Source organism: Paracoccus actinidiae (assembly GCF_030863885.1).
GTDB lineage: Bacteria > Pseudomonadota > Alphaproteobacteria > Rhodobacterales > Rhodobacteraceae > Paracoccus > Paracoccus everestensis.
In genome coordinates this window covers 3284375-3308297 of record NZ_CP132956.1, presented here as the reverse complement: position 1 = coordinate 3308297, position 23923 = coordinate 3284375, and the positions used below count along the sequence as shown (strand labels likewise).

At 62.0% G+C, this 23923-nt stretch carries 21 protein-coding genes and 1 pseudogene; 8 read left to right on the top strand and 14 right to left on the bottom strand.

Annotation, left to right across the window (positions count from 1 at the left end; translation table 11 throughout):
* Nucleotides 1–82 precede the first annotated feature (82 nt).
* Both Q5701_RS16480 and Q5701_RS16475 read right to left on the bottom strand, forming a co-directional pair.
* The gene (locus Q5701_RS16480) at nt 83–349 is read right to left on the bottom strand and encodes a DUF6117 family protein (RefSeq protein ID WP_306752088.1); all 267 of its coding nucleotides are present in this window, start codon (nt 347–349) and stop codon (nt 83–85) included.
* Nucleotides 350–454: 105 nt separating this feature from the next.
* Nucleotides 455–2587, bottom strand: coding sequence for a ParB/RepB/Spo0J family partition protein (locus Q5701_RS16475; RefSeq protein WP_306752087.1), 2133 nt, complete (start codon nt 2585–2587; stop codon nt 455–457).
* A gap of 443 nt (nt 2588–3030) precedes the next feature.
* On the opposite strand from Q5701_RS16475, the gene Q5701_RS16470 reads away from it, so the two are divergent.
* Nucleotides 3031–3267, top strand: coding sequence for a hypothetical protein (locus Q5701_RS16470; RefSeq protein ID WP_306752086.1), 237 nt, complete (start codon nt 3031–3033; stop codon nt 3265–3267).
* A 298-nt stretch (nt 3268–3565) separates the two neighbouring features.
* Here the strand turns inward: Q5701_RS16470 and Q5701_RS16465 are convergent, their stop codons facing one another.
* The gene (locus Q5701_RS16465; RefSeq protein WP_306752085.1) at nt 3566–4471 is read right to left on the bottom strand and encodes a LysR substrate-binding domain-containing protein; all 906 of its coding nucleotides are present in this window, start codon (nt 4469–4471) and stop codon (nt 3566–3568) included.
* A gap of 102 nt (nt 4472–4573) precedes the next feature.
* Here Q5701_RS16465 and Q5701_RS16460 point away from each other — a divergent pair, with 102 nt between their 5' ends.
* The 3 genes from Q5701_RS16460 (at nt 4574) to Q5701_RS16450 (ending at nt 7019) form a co-directional block, all read left to right on the top strand.
* Complete coding sequence (locus Q5701_RS16460; RefSeq protein ID WP_306752084.1) at nt 4574–4894, top strand: nuclear transport factor 2 family protein; 321 nt, start codon at nt 4574–4576, stop codon at nt 4892–4894.
* Nucleotides 4894–5670, top strand: a complete 777-nt coding sequence (locus Q5701_RS16455; RefSeq protein WP_306752083.1) for an SDR family oxidoreductase — start codon at nt 4894–4896, stop codon at nt 5668–5670. The genes Q5701_RS16460 and Q5701_RS16455 overlap by 1 nt, the downstream gene beginning before the upstream one ends.
* A 476-nt stretch (nt 5671–6146) precedes the next feature.
* Nucleotides 6147–7019, top strand: coding sequence for a DUF2189 domain-containing protein (locus tag Q5701_RS16450; RefSeq protein ID WP_306752082.1), 873 nt, complete (start codon nt 6147–6149; stop codon nt 7017–7019).
* Nucleotides 7020–7175: 156 nt separating this feature from the next.
* Here the strand turns inward: Q5701_RS16450 and Q5701_RS16445 are convergent, their stop codons facing one another.
* The 5 genes from Q5701_RS16445 to Q5701_RS16425 form a co-directional block, all read right to left on the bottom strand.
* Complete coding sequence (locus tag Q5701_RS16445) at nt 7176–7526, bottom strand: cytochrome C oxidase subunit IV family protein (RefSeq protein WP_306752081.1); 351 nt, start codon at nt 7524–7526, stop codon at nt 7176–7178.
* Nucleotides 7527–7536: 10 nt separating this feature from the next.
* Nucleotides 7537–8244, bottom strand: coding sequence for a cytochrome c oxidase subunit 3 (locus tag Q5701_RS16440; RefSeq protein WP_306752080.1), 708 nt, complete (start codon nt 8242–8244; stop codon nt 7537–7539).
* Between the two features lie 9 nt (nt 8245–8253).
* Nucleotides 8254–8937, bottom strand: a complete 684-nt coding sequence (locus Q5701_RS16435) for a cytochrome c oxidase subunit 3 family protein (RefSeq protein ID WP_306752079.1) — start codon at nt 8935–8937, stop codon at nt 8254–8256.
* Nucleotides 8934–10700, bottom strand: a complete 1767-nt coding sequence (locus Q5701_RS16430) for a cbb3-type cytochrome c oxidase subunit I (protein ID WP_306752078.1) — start codon at nt 10698–10700, stop codon at nt 8934–8936. Before Q5701_RS16430 ends, Q5701_RS16435 begins: the two co-directional genes overlap by 4 nt.
* A 69-nt stretch (nt 10701–10769) precedes the next feature.
* Nucleotides 10770–11594, bottom strand: coding sequence for a cytochrome c oxidase subunit II (locus Q5701_RS16425; RefSeq protein WP_306752077.1), 825 nt, complete (start codon nt 11592–11594; stop codon nt 10770–10772).
* Nucleotides 11595–11998: 404 nt separating this feature from the next.
* Here Q5701_RS16425 and Q5701_RS16420 point away from each other — a divergent pair, with 404 nt between their 5' ends.
* Nucleotides 11999–12160 (top strand): hypothetical protein, encoded by a 162-nt coding sequence (locus tag Q5701_RS16420; protein WP_306752076.1) that lies wholly within the window; start codon nt 11999–12001, stop codon nt 12158–12160.
* 466 nt (nt 12161–12626) lie between these two features.
* On the opposite strand, the gene Q5701_RS16415 is transcribed toward Q5701_RS16420, so the two are convergent.
* From Q5701_RS16415 to Q5701_RS16400, 4 genes are all read right to left on the bottom strand, one after another.
* On the bottom strand, nt 12627–13022 hold the full coding sequence (locus Q5701_RS16415) for a VOC family protein (protein WP_306752075.1): 396 nt from the start codon (nt 13020–13022) through the stop codon (nt 12627–12629).
* A gap of 343 nt (nt 13023–13365) precedes the next feature.
* Entirely contained in the window at nt 13366–14910 is a 1545-nt protein-coding gene (locus tag Q5701_RS16410; RefSeq protein WP_306752074.1) for a copper resistance CopC/CopD family protein, read from the bottom strand.
* Nucleotides 14911–14967: 57 nt separating this feature from the next.
* Complete coding sequence (locus Q5701_RS16405) at nt 14968–15489, bottom strand: YcnI family copper-binding membrane protein (RefSeq protein ID WP_306752073.1); 522 nt, start codon at nt 15487–15489, stop codon at nt 14968–14970.
* Between the two features lie 148 nt (nt 15490–15637).
* Nucleotides 15638–15994, bottom strand: coding sequence for a hypothetical protein (locus tag Q5701_RS16400; protein ID WP_306752072.1), 357 nt, complete (start codon nt 15992–15994; stop codon nt 15638–15640).
* A gap of 993 nt (nt 15995–16987) precedes the next feature.
* Between Q5701_RS16400 and Q5701_RS16395 the strand changes: the two genes are divergently transcribed.
* Complete coding sequence (locus Q5701_RS16395; RefSeq protein ID WP_306752071.1) at nt 16988–20524, top strand: PAS domain-containing protein; 3537 nt, start codon at nt 16988–16990, stop codon at nt 20522–20524.
* A gap of 110 nt (nt 20525–20634) precedes the next feature.
* Here the strand turns inward: Q5701_RS16395 and Q5701_RS22925 are convergent.
* Both Q5701_RS22925 and Q5701_RS16390 read right to left on the bottom strand, forming a co-directional pair.
* Nucleotides 20635–20799, bottom strand: a pseudogene (locus tag Q5701_RS22925) (ATP-binding protein); the annotation flags it as partial.
* 257 nt (nt 20800–21056) lie between these two features.
* On the bottom strand, nt 21057–22013 hold the full coding sequence (locus Q5701_RS16390; RefSeq protein WP_306752070.1) for a LysR family transcriptional regulator: 957 nt from the start codon (nt 22011–22013) through the stop codon (nt 21057–21059).
* Nucleotides 22014–22097: 84 nt separating this feature from the next.
* Here Q5701_RS16390 and Q5701_RS16385 point away from each other — a divergent pair, with 84 nt between their 5' ends.
* Both Q5701_RS16385 and Q5701_RS16380 read left to right on the top strand, forming a co-directional pair.
* The gene (locus Q5701_RS16385) at nt 22098–22637 is read left to right on the top strand and encodes a TRAP transporter small permease (RefSeq protein ID WP_306752069.1); all 540 of its coding nucleotides are present in this window, start codon (nt 22098–22100) and stop codon (nt 22635–22637) included.
* Nucleotides 22634–23917 carry a TRAP transporter large permease subunit gene (locus Q5701_RS16380; RefSeq protein WP_306752068.1) on the top strand — a complete coding sequence of 428 codons (1284 nt, stop codon included), beginning with the start codon at nt 22634–22636 and terminating at the stop codon, nt 23915–23917. Before Q5701_RS16385 ends, Q5701_RS16380 begins: the two co-directional genes overlap by 4 nt.
* The last annotated feature ends 6 nt before the right edge of the window (nt 23918–23923 follow it).

The window sequence follows — 23923 nt, the reverse complement described above, 5'->3', positions numbered from 1 at the left end:
CAACCACCATGGCCGGCAAAGGACGAGGTGATTGACGCGCTACAGGTGATCCACCGGCTTGCCGCAGACCCTGTCGTGCCCATCAGCACAATGGTCCCGCACCGTCAGGCGGAAGAAAGACGGTCGGATCGTGCGGGTCCGGCGGCTGGTAGAGGTCATAGGGATTGTCGTCTGCCAGATGGCCAAAGGGCGTGATGACATAGTCGCCATTGCTCCGGCCGACCGCGCAGATCACATAGCGGGTCTCGCCGGTCCAGGCATCGGTGCATACCATCAGGGCAAGATTGCTGTCTCCGGCAGCGCGAAGCAGGGTCTGGAAGTTCGTTCGGACATGATCGGGGATCGCCATGTCGGCCTCCTGAGATGAAGCGAAAGCGGCCCGGCGCTCCCATAGAGGCCGGACCGTGCGTTTCTGCAAGACGGACCAAGGCAGCATCACCGCCCCGCTTGTGGATCATTCGGCTGCGACCGTCCGCTCCGGGATATCGCCCTCGGCATCACTGGCGAGGAGCTCCGGCAGATCGACGCTTTCGTTGTTGTCTACCCGATCCGGCGCCGGCGCGTCCGCCGCCAAGCTCAGCGGTTCGGGCAGCCAGCCTGTTTCGGCCAGCAGCCGCTCGGCTTCCCGGGCCATGTCGGGTTTTTTCAGGTGATCGATGAGCCGGGCCGCCCCCTCGCCCACGCTCTCGCGCACCGCCTCGAGGATGCGCGGCTTGGTCACCCGCCCGAGATAGTTGTCGACCGTCGGCCGCCAGCCAGCCGCGACAAGATCGAGCCCGGTGGCCCGGGCCAGCCGGTCGGCCTCGTAGAGCCGCCGCTCGAGGCCCTGCTGGCTCACGCCGGTGCCGCTATAGGGGTTCGGCCGCTCCACAAGCGCGTTGACCCCGAAGCTGACGCAGTGGGCCAGGAGTGCCAGCCGGTTTGGGTCGTCGAGGGTGTCCAGCCAGGCCCAGAGCAGATCATCGTTGCCCTCGGTCTCAGGCAAATCGGTCTTCCAGGCGGCGTGACGTGCGGCGATGTGCTGCGCGGGCAGGCTGTCGGCGAGGCCCGGAGCCTGCACGGGAAAGTGCACGGTGCGGACAAAGGCCTCCAGGGCCGCGCCGGGACCGCGGCCGCCGAAGCAGTCCAGTACCAGCCGGTGCAGAAGCGCGGTCAGCGCCACATGCGGGTGCGTGGCCAGGGCGTTGCGCAAGGCCAGCGTGCGATAACCGGTCAGCTCCGCCACCAGGCTCTCGGGCAAGGGCTTGAGGATGTCGGCGGCGGTGTCCTCGTCCCCGCCGCCGGACGGCTGATCACCCGTCGTGATGACGGCAGGCTGCCCGGCGCCCGAACTGATGCCGTCTTCACCTGCCTCCGATGATCCCGCCTCCCTATCGGCGCCTGGATGGATTGCCGCTTCGTCCTTGGGGCGCACATGGCCGCGATCGACGATCAGCCTGCCATCGCAACCGAGGCTGACGAACACTCCGGCGCCTGACATCTGCTCGGGCGAGAAGACCATCGGCCTTTGCTCGAAGGCCTCGAGCGCCGTCTCGATCTCGCCCATGCGACGGTCAACCTCCTCGGGCAGTTCCTCAGCCTCCGCATGCTCGGCCTCAAGGCTGTCGTATTCGTCGCGCAGCGCCTCACGGGTGACGCGTTCCTCGTCGGTCAAGTCGATCGTGGTGCCGGCAATCTGCCGCAGCCCGTGGTCATGGCCGTAAGGGAAGGACACGGCCACCTCGACCCAGGCCCAGCCTTCGGCCGCGATGGCGCCGGCTTCAGCCTTCAGCTTGCCGGCGACCAGCTGGTCCAGCAAAGCCGCATCCTGCAGCCAGCCGCCGTCGTCGCCCTCAAAAAGGTCGCGCAGCACCCTCCCGCCCGCTGCCTCATAGGCGGGGATGCCAACAAAGAGCGCCCGCCGGTCGGAGGCTCGCACCGTGGTCTCGGTCAGCATTCGGCGAATGGTGTAGGGTTCCTTCGACCAGCTGTCCTTGATTGCCTGCCAGACCTGCTCTTGGCGGGCATGATCGTCCGAGACGGTGAACGCCATCAGCTGCTCGAGCGTCATGGCGTCCTCGGCGTAGACATCGAGCAGCGCCGGCGATACGGCCGCCAGCCGCAGCCGCTGTTTGACAACCTTGACGTCGACAAAGAAGGCGGCAGCAATCGGCTCCTCGGTCATGCCGCTTTCACGCATGGTCTGGAAGGCCCGGAACTGATCAAGCGGATGGAGAGGGGCGCGTTCGATGTTCTCGGCCAGCGACAGCTCGGCCACGAGCACGTCGGCCTCCGTCCCGGTGCCCGAAACGATGCAGGGTACAAGGCCTGTCCTAGCCAGGCGCTTCTGGCTGACCAGCAGCTCAAGCGCCCGGAAGCGGCGACCACCGGCGGGAACTTCGTAGACACCGGTTTCCGCGCCGTCCTCGCCCAGGACGGGGCGGACATGCAGCGACTGGATCAGCCCACGCCGGGCGATAGACTGGGCGAGATCTTCGACCGACACGCCGGCCTTGATGCGCCGGACATTGGACTGGCTCAGCACCAGCTTGTTGAAGGGAATGTCGCGGGCAGACGCGAGGGTGATCTTTGGGGTAGCTTTGGTCATGGGAACAATCTCCGCGACGGGCGCCGGGGAGCTTCTCTCCCTGGCTTTCAACCCGTCACAAAATCCCCATCCCTCCTTGGACTCTCACTTCGCCGGGCCGAGACCGCGCGCGGATCACAACTTCTGGGCTAAAGGGCGAACGATCTGATTGTCGCCGGTTCGCTATGGGCGGCCGCAAGGCATTGCAAAGGAGCCCAGAAAGGGACCGATGGAGGTGTTGTGATGCCGGTCATGATGGGGCTGCTCCTGGAATTGGAGGTTAATCCGGTCCTTGCAGCCGGGCCGATCGCAAGGCTACCAATCGTCAACCGCCCGCTGTGAGGCGGTTACCCTTGTCTGTGTATGTATTCGGGACGACCATGAAAAAGACTGCCAAGGTTCCACCGGAGAAAGTCGCAAAGGCACTGCTTGCAAAGCACGCGTGTCCTGTGCCTTTCCACGCGGTGCGCACACGCTTTCTGGGCAATATCGCTACCCCGGAGATGTCGGTGTCGCCCGTGCAGATCATCAAGGATCTGTGGGGTGGCGAACTGCCCGCCTTCGACAGCATGGAGGAGTTCAACGACCTGCTTGAGGCTTTGGTCCAGGGCTTGTGGAACGAGTTGACCCGGCACCAGAAGCGCAGCCAGCCATTCCGGCTCACCCGCACGTCGATGGACGCCACGGCGGCTAATCCATGAGGCCTTCGTGATCCTCGGCTGCGCTCTCATCTGCCTCAACCAGATCAGAAGGTTTTGTTAGGTGTTCTTAGAGGGCTGAGGCCAAGGTTCGATGGCGCCAGAATGATCCGCATCCCACCTTCTTAGCTGTCGATCTGTCGTCTGTCGATGGAACGCGCAATGGCAGCAATGTCCCGCATCTCAACCGTTTTCCCCTACCCTGCCTGTGTTGTTGCAGCACATATGAATGGCTGGTGCAGGGAAGTCGCAGGGCAGCACGTTACCTGCTCTGACCGGCAGCAATGGGCCGGGTTGTGACTTATCGAGGTACCCCATCTTGGGCCACCGTCTCACGCACCATGCTGAGGAATGCCGTGAAGCCTGCGGAGGGGTTTCGCCTGCTGGGATAATACAGGCTGAAGCCTGGACGCGGCGGGGTCCAATCCTCCAACAGGCGAAGCATACGGCCTGACGCGATATCCTCCGCCACGTCCTGCTCGATGAAAAAGCCGATGCCGGCGCCGTCCAGGACAACGGCGCGGGCGATGGCGGCCTCGTCCAGGGTCAGGCGGCCCCGGGCCTCGACCTGCACGACCTCGCCGTTCCGCTCGAAATGCCAGCGAAACAGCGTACCATTCGGCAGGCGTACGCGAAGGCAATCGTGCAGCGGCAGGTCAGCAGGCGTTTGTGGCGTTCCATGGGCCGCAATCCACTCAGGTGAGGCCACGACCGCGTAGCGTTGCGGCCGCCCCAAGGGCAGCGCGATCATATCCCGCGGCACCAGATCGGCCGGTCGGAGGCCCAGATCGAAACCCTCGGCCACAATGTCGACCAAGCGACCTTCGGTCACCAGGTCGACCTGCATCTGCGGAAACCGCCTGAGGAAGGCCAGCACCAGCGGTGCGATCTCTCGACCGCCTTGGACTGAAGCATTGATGCGCAGCAGGCCCGACGGCGTCTGCCGCTGTGATTGGACGCTCTCCATCGCGCCGCGGATCTCGGCTATCGCAGGGGCGATGCGCTCGACAAAGTCACGCCCGGCGTTGGTCAGCGACACGCTTCGCGTCGTGCGGTTGAAGAGCCTGACGCCCAGCACGGCCTCCAAGCGCGCAATGGTATGGGACAGCGCTGTGGTCGACATACCCAGATCAAGGGCAGCAGCCCGGAACGATCCACGCCGCGCGATGGCCAGCACAGCCTCCAGCCCCTTCAGCCCCGCCTCCATGACCGTCCCGATCCTGTCATCACCGGATCCCGTTTTATCCTGATTATCCGGATCAGCGTCCAGCCTTATGTCTGTCGGGACCTGAAACAGAAAGGATGTCCCATGCACCTCCCTGCCTCGATCCACACCTATTTTACGGCATGTGCGCCAGAGGACGCCGAAGCCTTTGCAGCAGCCTTTGCCCCCGATGCCATCGTCAGTGACGAGGGCCAGAACCATTGCGGCCCACAGGAGATCAGCGACTGGTGGCTGGCTGCCAAGGCCCGGTATCGCCATCACGCTGAACCCCTCGACGTTGCCGAGCATGCAGGCAGGACGCTGGTTCGGGCGCGGGTGAGCGGCGATTTCCCCGGCAGCCCAGCCGTGCTGACTTTCGCCTTCAGACTGTCAGCCGGCCGCATCACCGCCCTGGAGATCGGCTGATGTCGGGCTTCCTGACCTTGGCCGGCAAGCGCGCCCTGATCACCGGCGGCACGCAGGGCGCGGGCGCGGCCACCGTCGCGCTGTTCCGCGAACTTGGCGCGCAAGTCCTGACCACGGCCCGAAAGCCGACCGATGTACACGACGACCTGTTCGTCGCCGCCGACCTGACCACCGGCGCGGGGTGCGAGACTGTCGCCGAGGCGGTGCAAACTCGGATGGGCGGCGTCGACATCATCGTCCACATGCTGGGCGGATCCTCTGCCCCGGGCGGCGGCTTCTTGGCCCTGAACGAGGTCGCATGGCAGGCGGAGTTGGACCTGAACCTCATGCCTGCAGTGCGCCTCGATCGTCTGCTGGTACCCGGCATGATAGCGCAAGGCGCGGGCGTTGTCGTCCACGTGACCTCGATCCAACGTCTGCTGCCATTGCCGGAGGCAACCACCGCCTATGCCGCTGCGAAAGCTGCACTGTCGGTCTATAGCAAAAGCCTCTCGAAAGAAGTGTCATCCCAGGGCGTGCGCGTGGTTCGCATAGCCCCCGGCTGGATCGACACCGAAGCTTCAGTCAGGCTGGTCGAGCGCGTGGCGGCAGAGGCTGGCACTGACCTTTCTGGAGGCCGGCGGATCATCATGGACAGCTTGGGCGGCATCCCGATCGGCCGCCCCTCGTCGCCCGCCGAGATTGCAAGCCTGATTGCCTTCCTCGCCTCCGACCGCGCGGCCAGCATCACCGGGACGGAATATGTCATCGACGGCGGGACCGTGCCGACGGCGTAAGTCCTCGGTGGCATGAACGGCTGACTGGCGAGGTGCTCAGAAATGAATGGCTCACGCATATTTTGCTGCGAAGGTGCGATCGGCGCCCGCTGAACGGCAAGATGAGCTGATACTTGGACAAGTTCGTCCGGCACCAGTGGGCTTGGAGGGTCTGCCTTCTCAGAAGGGTCGGCCGCAGAGGCTTTGGTTCTTCGGACATCACGAGGTTTGACGGGCCAGGGTGCGATAGACGATCGGCAACGAAATCGAGAACAAACCTCCCAGATGGGTTGGAAACCATACTTGCGCATGCTGTTTGATTTACCACCAGTTGTAATAGGAGCGCGCGCTCGACTCAATTCTAAGAGTGCACCCGCGCGCCGGATCTGGTATGATCAAGGCGAGGACGGTTCGGCCCGAAGTTCGCGGGCGGGTGCCGGGTTCTCCGGCAGACACCTTGCATGGTTCCGACCCCTCAAGAGAGGGAGGATGCAATTATGCCCCGTAAGACAATCGGAAATCCGCTGAGCTGGAGCGCCCAGAGGCTGGCCGGAATTGGCCACGGTGTCGGGTCAGCGATGGATGGGATCGGCAGCCACGAGATGACCCGACCCGAGGTCAACCAAATCGGCCTGAGCGACATCCGCGCAGCGCTCCGCCAAGGAGTGGAAGACTTTGCTGCGTTCCGGTCCGACGTGATCTTCGTGGTGCTACTTTATCCGGTAATCGGCTTTGTTCTTGCCGTCTGGACCTTCAACGCGGGGCAGGTGCACCTGCTCTTCCCACTGGTCGCGGGCTTTCCCCTCGTCGGACCGGTCGCAGCGGTCGGCCTCTACGAGATGAGTCGGCGGCGCGAACAGGGCGAGGAGACTGACTGGAGCGCGGCACTCACCACGCTGACAGGCCGGGTGATGGGGCCGGTGCTCATGCTGGGCCTCCTTCTCGCGGTGATCTTCGTCGTCTGGCTCTTTGCCGCGCATGCGGTCTGGGCCGCCACCCTCGGGTCCGAGCCGTACGACAGCCTCCTTGCCTTTCTTCGCGTCACCCTCACCACACGCGCAGGCTGGGAAATGATCCTCATCGGATGTGGGGTCGGCTTCCTCTTCGCGGCCGTCGTGCTCTGCCTGAGCCTTGTCTCTTTCCCGATGCTGATCGACCGTCCGGTGGGTGTGCCGGTGGCGCTGGCCACCTCGCTTGCCGTCGCGCGGCGCAACCCTCACACGACTGCCGTCTGGGGGCTGATCGTTGCCCTTTCCCTGGTATTGGGGATGATCCCGCTCTTTGTCGGGCTGATCGTCGTGCTGCCCGTTCTTGGCCATGCGACTTGGCACCTTTACCGTCGGGCCGTGTCTTGGCCTGAGGCAACCTGAGGACGTTCGAGAAGGGCCAAACAAGCCGGCTCACTGAGCCCGAAGGACTCTGGGGATATTCTCTTTGGCAGAGAAAACTGCAACGGTTGCAGGTCATCTCAAGGGCAGAACCTATGCCCGACAGCAGACTGACGTGTCGCATCCCAGGCTGCCCGCCTATGGGCCTGCGAAAGCAGAGGCGCGGGTGAACAGGGTATAGTCTGACTCCACCATCATGATCACCAGAAAGACAAGCACAATGACAGGCGGCAGGAGGATCGCATAGACGAGTGCCAGGCGTTCCCACGTCATATGCATGAAGACGGCCACGATGAGCCCCGCCTTCAGGAGCATGAAGATCACGATCAGGGACCAGCGCAACAAGCCCTGTAGGCCGACGTAGTCCACCATGTAGGACATCGCGCTGAGCACGAAAAGAAGACCCCAGACGAGAAGATAAGTGCTCAAAGGATGCTGCTGCCCCTCGACAGGGGGAGCTATCGAATTGTGGCCCCTTGTGTCCGCCATGGCCGCCTCCTCACCAGAGATAAAAGAACGCGAAGATGAACACCCAGACGAGGTCGACGAAGTGCCAATAGAGGCCCATGATCTCGACAGCCTCGTAATCGCCCGCGCCGGACTTCAGCCAGGTGCGGCCGGGTCGGTCGAACTCGCCGCGCCAGATCTTCGTTGCGATGATGATCAGGAACAGCACTCCGAACGACACATGGGTACCGTGAAATCCAGTGATCATGAAAAAACTCGCGCCGAATTGCTCGGCACCGAACGGGTTGCTCCACGGCCTCACCCCTTCGCTGATCAGCTTGGTCCACTCAAAGACTTGCATCCCGACAAAGGTCGCACCGAGAAGGGCGGTCAAGGCCATCAGCGCGGCGGTAGGCCTTCGGGCGCGTGCATAGCCGCAGCGCACCGCCATCGCCATGGTGCCGCTCGACGAGATCAGGATGAAAGTCATGATCGCGATAAGGAGAAGCGGTAGCTCCACGCCGCCGATATGCAGCGAGAAGACCTTGTTGGTGTCAGGCCACTCGGACCGCGTTGAATTGCGCGCCGACATATAGCCAAGCAGGAAGATGCTGAAGACGAAGGTGTCGCTCAGCAGGAAGATCCACATCATTGCCTTGCCCCAGGAGACGCGCTTGAAGGCGCGTTGGTCCGAGCTCCAGTCGGCGACGATGCCCTCGAGTCCTTCGGGGCGTTCTGCATGCATGGTGATTTCAGCCATGATCAACCCTCATGTCAGGACGCTGCGACAGATGTCGACGATCCGGTTGGCCCCGCCCGTGAACAGGACCAGGAGGCCAAGCCAGACAATCAGCAGGAAGTCCCAGTAGCTGACGCAAAGCCCGGTGTTGCGCTTGAGGCGGCTCAGCTGCGCCCCGCTCTGTAACATCACCAGCCAAAGAGCCGCGAGGCCGCCAAGGATGTGCAGACCATGCAGACCGCTCAGCAAGTAGAAGAAGCTTGCCGCCGGGGACGTCGTCAGGCCACCGCCATCCATCGTCAGCTTGCGCCACGCCAAGAGTTGGCCAACAAGGAAACCCACCGTCGCCAGTGCGGCCAACCTCGTGTTACGTCGCTGGCCGCTCCGGTCGCCCCGTCGCGCGGAGGCAGCCGCCAGATGCAGGAACAGGCTCGCGAGACCCAGTTGCACCGTGTTCGCCCAGACGACCGGGGGCAATCTCAGCGTGCGCCAGGTCTCGACGTCCATCCGCATGACGAAAGCGCTGGCGAACAACGCAAACAGGCACGCCACGACGACCAGAAAGATGCCGAGGCCGACATGCTCGGTCGACCGGACCGGCACCGCCGCCAGCACCCCGTTCTCGAGCCAAGGCTTCGTCATCACACCCTGCCTGAAGAGCCACCACAGCGCCGCGGCGATGACAGGGATGATGAATGCCAGGACGACGCTCATGTCGGCACCGGACGCCCGGGCCACGGGTCGTTCTGTGCGACATAATCTTCGGGCGCTCCGGGAACGCTGTAGTTGTAGGCCCACCGATAGACGACCGGCAACTCGTCGCCCCAGTTGCCGTGGCGCGGAGGCGTGTCTGGTGTCTGCCACTCAAGCGAAGCGGCGCGCCAAGGATTACCGCCCGCCAGCCGACCATGTCGGACGCTCCAAAGGATGTTGAACAGGAACATGATCTGCGCCGCCCCTACAATCAGCGCCGCCACTGTGATAAAGGCGTTCAACCCGGCTACCGGCGCGCTCAGGAAAGCCGGCTCGCCAAGTTCGGGATAACGGCGCGGCACTCCGGCGAGGCCGATGTAGTGCATCGGAAAGAAGATCGCATAGGCGCCGACAAAGGTCACCCAGAAGTGGATCAGGCCCATCGTCTGGTTGAGCATCCGGCCGGTGATCTTGGGATACCAATGGTAGATGGCGCCAAAGATCACCATGAGCGGGGCCACGCCCATGACCATATGGAAGTGGGCGACGACGAACATGGTGTCGCTTAGGGGCACATCCACGACGACGTTGCCAAGAAACAGCCCGGTGAGCCCGCCATTGACGAAGGTCACGATGAAGGCGATCGAAAACAACATCGGCAGGGTCAGGTGGATGTCGCCGCGCCAGAGCGTCAGGATCCAGTTATAAACCTTGATAGCCGTAGGCACCGCGATGATCAGCGTCGTCGTCGCGAAGAAAAATCCGAAGTAAGGGTGCATCCCAGAAACATACATGTGGTGCGCCCAGACGACGAAACTCAGTGCGCCAATGGCGATGATGGCCCAGACCATCATCCGGTAGCCGAAGATGTTCTTGCGGGCATGAACACTGATGAGGTCCGAGACTATGCCGAAGGCTGGCAGTGCGACGATGTAGACCTCAGGGTGTCCGAAGAACCAGAACAGATGCTGGAAGACGATCGGGCTGCCACCACCGTATTCCATCTGCTGGCCCATTTCGACGAGCGTGGGCATGAAGAACGAGGTGCCGAGCAAACGGTCAAAGAGCAGCATCACGCAGGCGACGAAAAGCGCCGGGAATGCAAGAAGCGCCATGACCGTCGCCGTGAAGATGCCCCAGATGGTCAACGGCATCCGCATCAGCGTCATGCCGCGGGTCCGCGCCTGTAGCACGGTCACGGCATAGTTCAATCCGCCCATAGTGAACCCGATGATGAAGAGGATCAGGGACACCAGCATCAGGATAACCCCGGCGTCGCGCCCTCCTGGCGTCCCGCTCAGGATGGATTGCGGCGGGTAAAGGGTCCAGCCCGCTCCGGTTGGTCCACCGGGCACGAAGAAGCTTGCGACGAGCACAAGAACAGCCAGAAGGTAGATCCAGTAGCTCAGCATGTTGATGAACGGGAACACCATGTCCCGCGCACCCACCATGAGCGGGATCAGATAGTTCCCGAAGCCGCCAAGGAAGACGGCGGTCAACAGGTAGACCACCATGATCATCCCGTGCATGGTGATGAACTGATAGTAGGCCTCGGGCGCGAATGAGACCACGTCGGGAAAGGCAAGTTGAAGCCGCATCAGCCATGATAGCACCAAGGCCACGAGCCCAATCGCGATCGCTGTACCGGAATACTGGATCGCAATGTACTTTGCGTCCTGCGAGAATACCCACCTGCCGAGCCAACTGTGGGCGTGGGGTGGGTGGACGTCCGGCACCTCCGCGGGCGGGACCTGCAAGGCGCTCCGATCAGTAACCTCTACCATCTATGCTCCTCCTGGCCAAAACGGGGTGGCTCTTGGGGCGGCGAAATCACTTCTGCAGGGGCAGAAATATCAAGGACGAGCGCTAGCGCTGCTCTCCCCCCTTTCTGTTGATAGCTCGGCAAAAGTCTGCTGCTCCTGCAGCCAGGCTTGAAAGTCGGTTTCTTCCTGAATCTGGACGTAGCCCCGCATGGCGGCATGCCCGAGACCGCACAATTCCGCACAGAGGATCTCGAACTCGCCAGTCCTCGTAGGCGTAAACCAGAAGTAGGTGACCATGCCCGGCACCAGATCCATCTTGGCGCGGAACTCGGGCACATAGAAATCGTGCAACACGTCGACGGACCGAAGAACCATCTTTACTGGACGGCCGAGCGGCAGGTGCAGGTCATCGGCCTCGATGATGACGTCGTCCTGACCGAAGCGGTCATATGGATTCAGTCCCAACGGGTTATCGGAGTCGAGAAGCCGAAGATCCGCTGTGCCAAGGCGGCCATCTTCGCCAGGCATCCGAAAGCTCCACGACCATTGCTGCGCAAACACCTCGACGGTTGCAGCGTCCTCTGGAACGGTGACGAAATGCTTCCAGACGAAAAGGCCGGGCGCCAGCATTGACACCACCCCTAACGCCGTCACTATCGTCAGCCCCATCTCCAGGCGTCGGTTCTCGGGCTCGAACTCCGCGACCCGGCCGGGCCGATGTTGGTATCGCCACACGCAATAGGCCATGAAGAGGACGACCGTGGCAAAGACGAGACCCGTAATCCAGAACGTGATAATCAGGGTCGCATCGATATAGCCCCAGTTCGACGCGATCGGAGGCCACCACCAAGGGCTGATCAGGTGGAAGAGAACCGACCCGACAACGACAGTGACCAGTGCGATAACGACGACCATAGGCTCGCCTTCCGCAGCTTGACCAAAGACCAGGGACGTGGCCTTGGTTACGGATATAATGCCCTGAAAGTCCTAATTGGTCCACCGTTTTCACGCACACGGCTGTTCATCTGAACCAAGAAGAGGCTCGGGATTTCCATTGTGTTACCGATCTCCAGCCATGGGTTTGGGGCAGACCTCCCAGCAGAGCAGCGAGACCTCGGTAGCACAACACAGGTCTCACTCGGCTGGTGCGCTTCATTGCAAAGAGCATGACGCAAACGGCACCTTGTCCATGGGATGTGCCTTCGGTTGTGTGTCTCTCAACTAACCTTCGTCAAACGTGTGAAACCAACCGTGCTTGGGAGTGCTTGGTCCCTAGGCACGCGCAAAAGCGGGCAAAGACTAAGGAAGGATTCATGCTGATGAGCATCATCGATCCAGCCTTCATTGCATTGCTGCGCAACTTTCGTCGTGCGCAGAAAAAGCGCGGCCGTTCCGCCGCAGCCATCGCTCCAGTTCTGATTGACTCGCTGCGCCGATCGGAGATGACCGTCGTGGCAAGCACGGCGGCCCAGCCCCGGTAACTAACACAGTTCTTTCGACTGATACCGTTCACGAGGCCCTAATCACAACAGCCGATGGGTGCCTGACAGGATTACCGTGTGTCTGAAGGCAATGAATGCCAGAGCACGAGGGCCATAACCTTATCAACCAACTCGCGGTTGGCCAGAAGAGGAATCACCCCGCAGCCGCCCAGCAGGCTGCGGGAAGTGCGACGGTCAGGATCGGTTCAGCAGCGGGTTCAGGTTCAGGAGCAAGTTGATAAGTTTATTGGACCGAAGTCCTGTATAGCTTCGCACCCATTCCCTAACATTTCGTCAAGATAACAGCCCGTCCAGACCGCCGGGCGTTTGATGGAGAAACACCATGACGGTGAAAGCTTCCCGGTCCGGTCAGGACCGAACTGCATAGGGGATCATGGCGCTGATAGCTGTTACAGGTATGGCAGCCACCGTTTCCGGCCGTCTGACCTGCGCGCCGTCCGAACGCCTAGGCCGACGACGTCGGGATATCCTCGTGCAGGCAGAGGATGTTTCCTTCCGGATCATTGAACCATGCGGCTTTCTCCGAACCCAGCACGCAGACGTGCTCGACCGTCTTGAACCCCGGCAGGTCGTAGTCGGCGAACAACACACCACGGCCTTCGAGCTCCCTGACCGAGGCACGGATATCGTCCACACGGAAGCTCACTGCGGTATGCTCGGCTTTGGTCCCTTCGGGTCTTGGGAACAGGGCAATCTCGGTGCCGCCGCAGCGGTAAACCACCTTTCCGTCACGCCGTTCCTCACCCGCCTGCAGCGCCAGCGCCCGTTCGTAGAACTCGCGCGCTCGAGCAAGATTGCGGACCGGCAACATCACCGTAACCTGACTGGCATTGAGTTGCATCACACCCTCCTCCTCGCCTGCCACTGGACCCGGCTATTCTACGCCGGGATCCGGTTCCAGACCAGCGGCGTCAGGGTCCTGCATGGCTGCCCTGCCCTACCCCGCGACGCTGCAGCAAACACGAAAGGCCACTTCGGGAAGGCGCACTGCAGCGCCTCGGCCTTCCTGTCCGGCAGCTTGGGCCGGCTTTGCTCGTGGTCTTCAAGTGGAGGTCCGACGCGCAAAGCCCATCAGAGGCATTCGATCTTACGGCGGCAACTGCAGTGGCCTCAATGGCTCACTTCGCTGCTGCCGTTCGAAGCACCGCAGAGACCTCACGCCGCACGCGCGTTACAGGCTGCCTTCAGTCTGGAAGCCCTATATCGCCGTTCAACCTGACCTGCTCAAAATCGGACACCAGAACGGTAATGATTGCTTCCCAAGGACCGGCCGTAGGCAGAGTTGCGGGTTGGGTCTGCCATTGGCCATCCAGAGCCTCTGCCTCAACCTCGATAGGACCAATGCCCGCGGCAGGGTCGGATAACGACATGCTGACTTCCTTGGGAGCAACACCGGGCCGGGAGGCATCCGACACGTGAAGGGTGAAGCTGACGGTCCCCGGCGGAACGGCGGAGGGCGCGACCATCACCATCAGAGTTCCCTTCTGGAGATGTGTCATGGGCACGTGTTCGGCTCCTGCTGTCGGTGGGGGAGCCAGACGGAAGCCCATGGCGAGGATCAGGACCAGGACACCGATGACGATCTCTGCCCTCAGTGAGTGCTTAGCCGACGTCGTGGAGCCAGCCTGAATACGAGATGTCGTCCGATAGCGGTGCAGTGCGGCCAAAGCCAGCATGACGCTGACAAGTGACAGCTTGACTGCAAGAAGACTTGCCCACGGCGTTTTCAGCACATCAGGAACATCGGCGCGGTGCACGATCAGGGCAGCCCCTGTCACGATCAGCACGCCGACAATCGGCAGTGCCACCTTTGAGAACTGGCGCAGAGGCACCGCGCGTGCCTGGCCATCAGCGGCAAGGACGGCCGACGTAAGTGGAACCAGGCCGCCCACCCAGAACAATGCTGCTGCGCCATGCAAGAAGGTCAGGGGCATCAGGGGCCAGGGTTCGGAAAGAGCATGGCCTGCCACCGCAAAGGAGGCTGATGCGATGACCCACGCAGAGAACGCATAGAGAGGGTGCTTGTGTCGTGCGTGGAGGGCTACGAGCGCGGCGGCAAGGATAGACAGGAGAACGGCGTGCGCTGATGGTGACATGAAACCTTGCCGCCAACCGTCGAGGGTCAACAGAACGTCCAAACCGCCAAGACGGTCCGCGCCTTCGCTGCCAATCAGGAAAAGACCGAACACTGGGACAGCATAAGCTGCCTTGCCCAGGAACGCCGATGCTGTTTGCGGAACAGGACCAACCAGTTCTTTATAAAGGGCAGAGCCGATGCACAGAGCAAGCGCCATGACCATCGCCGCGCGGAAAGCCACAGCAAGATAGCTTGCGCGATGCACGTCACCCTGTTGCTGATGGCCTGAGGCATGGCCGAGGGAAAAGACCAAGGCACCTCCGATCGGATGGCCGTCTGCGGAAGCGACCCTCCACTTCAGGGTATAGCTTCCTTGGCCGCTCTTGGGTGGCGGCGTGATGTGGAGAATGCCGGACCGGGCATCAGCCTCGGCACTTTCCTCTGTTCCGTCCGGTAAAAGCCATGACAGGGCAAGAACGCCCACCTCTTCGCTGAACCGAAGAGTGACGCATTCCGGCAAGGTCACAAGCATGGCGTCCGGGACTGGGTCGCTGCCCCGGAACTCCGCGTGGGCAAGGGCCATGGTGGCCGCCTGCAAGCTGATCCACAACGCCGCGCCAACGGCCAGAACGATGCGAATGATGGGTGGCATGGGATCCTCGGTACCGGAGATCCCTGCTTGGCCGAGGCCAAGCAGGGACCAGTGAGATCAATGCCCTTCGACGGGCGCGGTGATCGTCACGCCCGGCGCGGGGCTTTCCAGGTCATCCGGGTTCTGACCTTCGGCTGGGAGTTCAATCCAGCGTTCGGCCTTGGTTGCACATTCCTGCACCACGGGGAAGTAGACTGTGGAGCCTACGGGATGCATGTCTGCCAGCGTGCCGCGGAAGACGAACTCATCGTAATGATCGTCAAGCAGCTCACCGGTCCAGACGATTTCCTTCACGCCTTCCGTCAGCTTGGTGCCGTAATAGTCATAGGCTTCGGCATAGGGTCCCTTCATGGTCTCCAGCGTCCAGCCAGGTTTCGGCATAGGCTTGACTGAAATGACCCCCTCGGGGATCTGGACACGCAGCTTGAGGGTGGCTTCGCCCTCGCAGCCATGCCCGACCCGCAGGACGGCCTTGTAGGCGGCTCCTTGGGGGCTTTCGGCGGCTTCAAGGGTGGCGTGGGCAAGAGCGGCGCCGGTGGACAGGCAGCCGATCGCTGCCGCGATGATGAGGCTTTTCATGGGTTGATCCCGTTGTGTTCGGATGGAAGAAGAGCTGCCCCACAGGCGATGGCGCAACCGAAACACGCATTCCTGCAACGACCCTGGTAGCACTGCCGAGCAACGTCGAAACCATGACGCGCTGCGAGCAGGGACCATGGTCCCGCAATCAGACGGAAAGGGGCGGCGCCCGCAGGCCCAGTGCGGGATCACGCACGGCCTTGATGGTGCCGTTCTCGGCTTCTGCCGTGAAATTCGCCGCGTAGAGGCGAGGAGCGAGTAAGGGAACCCGGGCTGATGCGGGCAATGTTCCCTCTGTCGGCGTTAGGCAGAACACGCAAGTGCTTGCAGTCGTCGGACCATGATCCACGCCGCCGCAGATGTCGGATGGTGTTCCGCCTGACGTGATAAACGCCTGTAGCTGTGCATCAGGGATCGCAGGCGCGCCATGCATCGGCCCCATTGCAGCCGAGGCAAAGGCGAAGATCACCGAAAAGATGATCGAGAACAGCGTGGAGCCGATCAAGCGAGACATAGGACATATTCTAAACTGTCTTTCCGCATGCCCGATAGAGAGTTCGGCGCCGGCGGGTGCGGCCGATCGCCGCTTTGTAGTCAGGCTTCAATGTCCCAAGGATTGTTTTCCTGCCCGGCGTATGATGCGCAGGAGCATCCTTCATTCACGATGCTTTTGCTGCGAACGGCCGACTTGTCCGCTTCTATCTTTCGACCAGCTGAACGCTAACGCCGTGTTCAGGCTTGCCTGGTATCAGAGGCACGCGCCAAGACTGCGGGGGAATTCATGATTCGTAATATCGCGGCCACAAGCTGGTTCATTGTCCTGCTGGCCCATTCCGCGCAGGCGTGCAGTCCGAATTCGAACAGCACGTTCTGTGCCGACGGCTGGGTGGCGCAGCCGATGGGCAGGGGTACACGCCGATCGCCCTCAAGCCTTGGAGCAAGCAGGTGACTGGGTCCACGACGGCAGCGAAGAAAAAAATCTGCTGCCTGAGAGCGAAATCTATGTTGAAGGCGCCGTCACCCTCGACGATCCGCCTGCCGTTTTCGAGGAGCCCTTGTAACGGTGAACTCGGTCTGAAGGCGGATCAGCCGCCCTTCACCTTTTCGGCCCCCAAGGCGCTGCACAAGGCGTTAAACCGCGCCTCGGCTACTTCGCCCATCAGCTTTCGGTTTGCCGGCGCCAGCTTCAGGCGCAATTGCTTTCCGCTCAGGGTCAGCGTCTCGCATCCGCGGGATTATCAAGTGACAGCATCGCGCCAAAGCGCATAGCCTTGCCCAGAACCTCGGCGTAGCTACCTGCCCTTAAGCCAGCGACGTTGCAACGCTAAAGGTGTCTCTTTGCTCCGCATTGCTGCAGCGAACATGAATGGCCGGTTTGGAAAGCTGAAGCGCAGCACTATGCGTGGCATGGCTGTCGGCTTAGGGCCGTCTGTGCCTTACCAGTGCTGCGAGGGAGTGGTTCAGCCGCAGAACAGCACCATCCGACCGGGCTTCCAGAATGCTGAACCTCGCGTCCTCCCGGCGACCCACCAGGTTGAAATGCCAGGTCTCTTGCTTGGAGGGATGCGATGGCGGTTTGCGAGACTCCCGTGTTAGAGGCCAGTCGACGCCCCGACTACGCGTGGAGGACAAACCCATGGATGAGCTGACCCTATCGAACCGCAGCCGCATCTTTCCCGGCGACGGCGAGATGGCCGCGCTTATGCGCGCCAAGGACTGGAGCGCGACGGCCCTTGGCGATCCCGAGCAATGGCCAAAGGCGCTGAAGGTCGCGGTTGGTATCTTGCTAACCTCGCGCTTCGAAATGTGGCTGGGCTGGGGTCCGGATGTCAATTTCCTGTATAACGATGCTTATCGGCCGACGCTGGGCCTGAAGCATCCAAATTCCCTGGGCATGCCGACGTGCGATCTTTGGGCTGAGATCTGGGACGATGTCGAACCCAGGGTCCGAAGCGTCTATGACCGCAGTGAGGCAACTTGGGATCGCGCCCTGCGCCTGATCCTCGAGCGGAACGGCTATCCTGAAGAAACCTACCACACCTTCTCCTACAGCCCGATCCTGGGCGAAGACGGGAAAACTGCCGGCCTGCTGTGTGCGGTATCCGAGGAAACGGTGCGGGTCATCACAGAACGGCGCATGGAAACTCTTCGGGCACTGTCTGCCCGGCTAGCGGGGACAACGGATCGGGCCTCGGTTCTAGCCGCGGCTCGTCTGGCCCTCAGCGAGAACCCGCACGACCTCCCCTTCACACTGACCTATCTTGCAGATGATCCTACGCGCGAGCCGGCTTTTTCCAGTGGCCTGCCCCAAGGCTTCGATCCACAAATCATATGCCAGGTGCTGGACTTGGACAGCGAGGCCCCGCAGCCCTTGCTCGCGCAGTTGCCTCAGGACGCCTGGGACCAACCGCCCACCCAGTCCATCGTCGTTCCGTTGACCGAGCAGGGCACCGGCGCCGTTTTCGGCGCCATGCTGGTCGGGCTGAACCCGTTGCGCACCTTCGACAAAGATTATGGCGATTTCCTGAAACTGGTGGCCGGCCAGATAGCGGCGGGATTGTCCGGCGCGGCAGCTCACGAATCCGAGCGGCGGCGCGCCGAAGCGCTTGCCGATGCGTTGCGAATGCGGCAGGCGGCGGCCGCCGCGCTCAAGCAGGCAAATGCCACCCTCAGTTCCGAGATCGACAAGCGCACCGCGGAACGTGACCGCCTGCGTGCTCTGTTCCAGCATGCGCCCAGCTTCATGTGCGTGCTGGGAGGCCCCGATCATGTGTTTGAGTTTGCAAACGAGGCCTATCTGGACCTGGTCGGGCACCGTGACTTGGTAGGTAAGTCCATTCGCGACGCCCTGCCCGATGTCGAGGGTCAAGGCTATTTCGAGCTGCTGGACACCGTTTATCGCACGGGCGAACCCTTCGTCGGCCGGGAGATGCCCGTCACGGTCCAGCGTGGCTTGGGTTCGCCGGGCGAAGAACGCTTTGTTAATCTGGTCTATCAGCCGATCCTGGACGATGGCGGCCAAGTCAGGGGGATCTTCGCCGAAGGACATGACGTCACGCACCGCAAGCGGGCCGAGGAGGCGCTGCGCTCGCTGAACGAGACCTTGGCCGCTCAGGTTGAAGCGCGCACCCATGAGCGCGACATAACGTGGCGGATCAGCGAGGATCTGTTTCTGATCTGCACCCTTGACGGTGTCTTGCAAAGCGTGAACCCCGCTTGGAACACAGCCCTGGGCCATACCCCACAGGATCTGGTGGGCACTAGGCTAGACGCGTTGATCCATCCCGATGACCTGATCCCCACAATTGAACGTGGTCGGGCACTGGCGGGCGGGGAAGCACTGCGTGACTTCGACCTGCGGCTGCGCTCCAGGGAAGGTGAATATCGTTGGTATTCGTGGACATGCGTGCCTGAGAGCGGTCGGATCTATGGGGCGGGGCGTGATGTCACGACCCGAAAGTCGCTGGAGGAACAGCTGCGCCGGTCCCAGAAAATGGAGGCACTGGGGCAGCTGACCGGCGGCGTGGCGCATGACTTCAACAACCTGTTGCAGGTAATCAGCGGCAACCTGCACCTGCTGTCCAAGGACATTGCGGGCAACGAACGGGCGGAGACGCGGGTGCAGAACGCCTTGGCCGGGGTCACACGGGGATCGAAGCTCGCTTCGCAGCTGCTGTCCTTCGGCCGGCGCCAGCCGCTGGAGCCCAAAGTCATAAATGTGGGCCGCTTTTTGCAAGGTATGGACGACATGCTGCGCCGCACTTTGGGCGAGGAGATTGAGTTGGTAACCGTCGTCGCTGGCGGATTGTGGAACACCCTGGTCGACCCCAACCAGCTCGAGAACGCAGTGCTGAACCTGGCCATCAACGCGCGCGACGCCATGGCCGGGCAGGGCTGTCTGACAATCGAGGCGACTAATGCCTCGCTGGATGATGCATATGCTGGCAACAACGACGCAATAGCCGGCCAATACGTGCTGATCGCCGTGACTGATACCGGCACAGGCATGACACGCGAGATCCTCGACAAGGTGTTTGAGCCGTTTTTTTCCACCAAGCCCGAAGGCAAGGGCACGGGCTTGGGCCTGTCCATGGTTTACGGCCTGGTCAAGCAGTCGAACGGCCACATCAAGATCTACAGCGAGGTCGGGCACGGTACCACGGTCAAGATCTATCTGCCGCGGAACATTGCATCCGAAGACGTGCTGACCGATCTGCGCAGCCTGCCCGTGCGGGGCGGAACCGAAACCGTTCTGGTGGTTGAAGACGACGATGAGGTGCGCGACACGACCGTGGCGCTTCTGACAGACCTCGGCTATCGGACCTTGCGCGCTCGCGATGCGGCAAGCGCGTTGACGGTGGTGGAAAGTGGCGCGCCCATCGACCTGGTGTTCACCGACGTGGTGATGCCCGGACCCCTGCGCAGCACGGAACTGGCGCGAAAGGCCAGAGAACGACTTCCCGGAGTCGCGGTGCTGTTTACCTCGGGGTATACGGAAAACTCCATTGTCCATGCCGGGCGCCTCGATCCCGGAGTTGAACTGCTGCCAAAGCCATATTCCCGCGAAACGCTGGCCCGCAAGGTCCGGCATGTGCTGGCCAATCAGCAGCAAGCCAATGCAGTTGCCGCACGGAAGGCATCCTCGGCCAATGGGCACCCTGACGGATCGCGAGCCTCCTCCTCCTCAGACGGACTTCGCATCCTGCTGGTCGAGGACGACGCCCTCATCCGGCTTGGCACGGCTGACATGCTGGAGTCCCTGGGCCATTCAGTTGTCGCCGTAGGGAGCGGGGCGCAGGCATTGGCCGCTTTGTCAGTCGACCTGGACGTTCTGATGACCGACCTGGGGCTGCCCGACATGAACGGCAGAGATCTCGTGGCGGCCTGCCGCCGCCAGAGGCCGGACTTGCGCGTGGTCCTGGTCACGGGCGATCCAGGTGCGGCAGGCGAGGTTGAGAATGCCATTGCGGTGATCAAGCCCTATGTGGAAGCCGATCTGGAGCGCGCATTGGCTGCCTTGTCCGACAGCAAATGATAGCAAGCCTCGTTGTCGAAGTCTTGCGACGGGTCGTGGCCGCGTGCCTGCGCCGGGGTGGAGTGTTCGTTAAGCCTGCGCCTTCTGCTGATCCGCTGTTGCTTCTTGCCTCAGCAGCAGGGCATCTCAAATGTGAACACGGTTTCTGTTTCATCCGAGGCAACCGACATTGTGCCGCCATGTGCCTTGGCGATCTCCGAGGCAATGTAGAGGCCTGGGCCAAGCCCTTTCGGCGTGGTCTGTTCACCCCCTTTGTTGAAGGGGGTGAACAGACGGGAAAGTTGTTCTTATGGAATTGCCGGGGCCTCATTGGCAACCTGCAAACGGAGAACACCCTCGGATACACCAGCCGATACGCGGATCGGTCGATCCTCCGCCCTTTGTGTAATAGCGTTGCCTAAAAGGTTGGATGACCCCCTCCTCTGCCCTGCGTTTCTGCAGCGAACATGAACAGCCGTTTTGGGGATGCCGCAAGGAAGCGTTGTCCTTGCCTTGACCGGCAGCAATGGGCCGACTTGCACAGTTCGCGCCCTCAGATTTCAACCTTCTCGTTTGGCTCGCGCGGGATCAGGGCGATCAGCTCGGCCAAGGCGGGCATCGTAGCCCGGGACTTTCGGGTCAGCACGCCATAGGGATCCAGTTCGCGCGACAGGCCCACGGGCAGGATCGCCATCATGCCGCTGGACACATAATGCAACGCTACCGAATGCGGCACGACCGATACCATGTCGCTATGCTGCAGAAGCGTTGTGGCGGTCACGATCGAGGCGGTCTCGATGACGTTGGCGGGGGTCGCCATGCCTGCGTCGCGGAAGGCGGCCTCTACAATCTGGCGAAGCGGACTGGAGCAAGGCTGCAGGATCCAGGCCTCGTCCCCCAGGGCGGACAGGGTCAGTTCCGACCTGTCGCGCAAAGGGTGGGCTGCACCTGTTACCACCGCCAGCCGCTCGGGCCCGATCTCGGTGAATTCCAGGCTTACCGTGTGGCCAGAGGGCACACGCCTCCCGATAACAACATCCAGTCGCCCTTGTTCCAGCAACGGGATCAGGATGTCGCTGGTCTCGACGGTGATTGTGACGTCCAGCCGGGGTCGCCGCTTCTTCAACTGCGCCACCGCAATCGACAGCGGCCCGGCTGCGGCGGCGGTGATCATGCCGATGGCAAGTCGCCCTGCCGTGCCCGAGGCCAGCCCCGAGATCTCGTCGCGCATTGCGCCCACGTCCGAGATAATAAGATGGGCGTAACGGATCAGCGCCGCGCCATAGGTCGTGGCCGCCATACCCCGCCGGCCGCGTTCAAACAGCGGCACGCCAAGCGCGGCCTCCAGTTCCGCCAGCATCTTCGTGGCGGCCGGCTGGCTGATGCCGACTTGGTCGGCGGCCTTGCGCAGGCTCGTCAGGTCGCTGATCGCCACAACCAGCAGAAGCTGCCGCAGGCGAAGCCTGCCAAGCAGGGCGTTAAGGGTTGGAACGACAGGTGTGATTGCCATAGGTTATCATGTCATAGCGCATAGCAAATTGACACCTATCACCGCATCTTGTTCCTTTCCGACATCTTCGGAGGAGGATGAGGAATGGAGAAACTGGGCAAGTTGGCCCTGACGGTGCTGCGCGTCTTCATGGTTGCGGCGCTGACTGCCATGATCGTGCTGGTGTTCCTGAACGTCGTGCTGCGCTACGGCTTCAATTCCGGGATCAGCGTGTCCGAGGAGCTGTCGCGGACACTGTTCGTCTGGCTGATCTTCATGGGCGCCGTCCTCGCAATGTATGACCATGGCCACCTTGGCGTCGACAGCTTGGTTCGCCGATTGCCCCACGCTGGCCAGGTCGGCTGCGCGATATTGTGCGACACACTGATGCTGTTCTGCTCGGGCCTGCTGATGGTGGGGAGTTGGAAGCAGGTCCTGATCAACTGGGGCAACGCTGCACCCGTGACCGGCTTGCCGATTGGCCTGACGCACTTGGCGGCCTTCGTTTGTAGCATTGGCTTGATGATCGTGATCGGCGCGCATCTGTGGCGCGTTCTCACTGGTCGCGCCGGAAGCCGCGATTTGGTCCAGGTGGTCGAAAGTGAGGACCTGCCTCCCGAAATCCGGCCGGAGGCAGCGCGATGACCATCACGATCTTCCTCGGCTCGCTTCTGGGCTCCATGGCCATCGGTGTGCCCATCGCCTTCGCACTGATCCTCTGCGGTGTGGCACTCATGCTGTTTCTGGGCATGTTCGACGCCCAGATCATCTCACAGAACCTCGTCAGCGGCGCAGACAGCTTTCAGCTTTTGGCGATCCCCTTCTTTCTAGTCGCGGGCGAGTTCATGAATGCAGGCGGACTGTCGCGCCGGATTGTGGACCTGGCGACAGCTCTGGTCGGGCATTTCCGGGGCGGGTTGGGCTATGTTGCAGTGCTGGCAGCCATTGTTATGGCCAGCATGTCCGGATCCGCCGTGGCCGATACAGCGGCCGTGGGCGCAATGCTGATCCCGATGATGCGCAAGGCTGGATACGACGTGAACCGATCCTCGGGCCTGATCGCGGCGGGCGGCATCATCGCCCCCATCATCCCGCCGTCGATCCCTTTCATCATCTTCGGCGTGGCCGCAGGCGTATCGGTCAAGAAGCTGTTCATGGCAGGCATCGCGCCAGGCCTGATGATGGCGCTGTTCCTTGTGGTCACCTGGTGGCTGGTGTCCCGGAATGACGCTGTTCCGGTGTCGCCGCGCCAGCCGCTGCGTGTGGTGGGCAAGCGGCTGAAGGATGGCATCTGGGCGCTGATGATCCCTCTGCTGATCATCGTCGGCATCAAGGAGGGCATATTCACCCCGACCGAGGCCGGCGTGGTCGCGGCCGTCTATTCGCTGTTCGTGGGCATGTTCGTTTACCGAGAACTGACGATAGCGCAGCTGTTCCCTCTGCTGCTGGCCGCTGGGCGCACGACCGCTGTTGTGATGTTCCTGGTGGCTGCCGCCGGGGTCGCGGCCTGGCTGATCACAATCGCCGACCTGCCTCAGTTGGTCATCGCTACCCTGGAGCCATTGATCGACCGGCCAATCCTGCTGATGGCGGTGATCATGGTGCTTGTGGTGATCGTGGGCACAGCGATGGATCTGGTGCCGACGATCCTCATCCTGACGCCGGTACTGATGCCAGTGATCAAGCAAGCGGGTATCGATCCGGTCTATTTCGGAGTGCTGTTCATCATGAACAACGCCATCGGCCTGATCACGCCTCCGGTGGGCACGGTCCTGAACGTCATCTGCGGTGTCAGCAAGATCACCATGGACGAGGTGATGAAAGGCATCTGGCCCTTCCTGCTGGCGCATCTGCTGCTGCTGGTGCTGCTGGTCCTGTTCCCGTCGCTGGTGCTGGTGCCGATGAACTGGTTCATGGGCAACTGAGGCGAT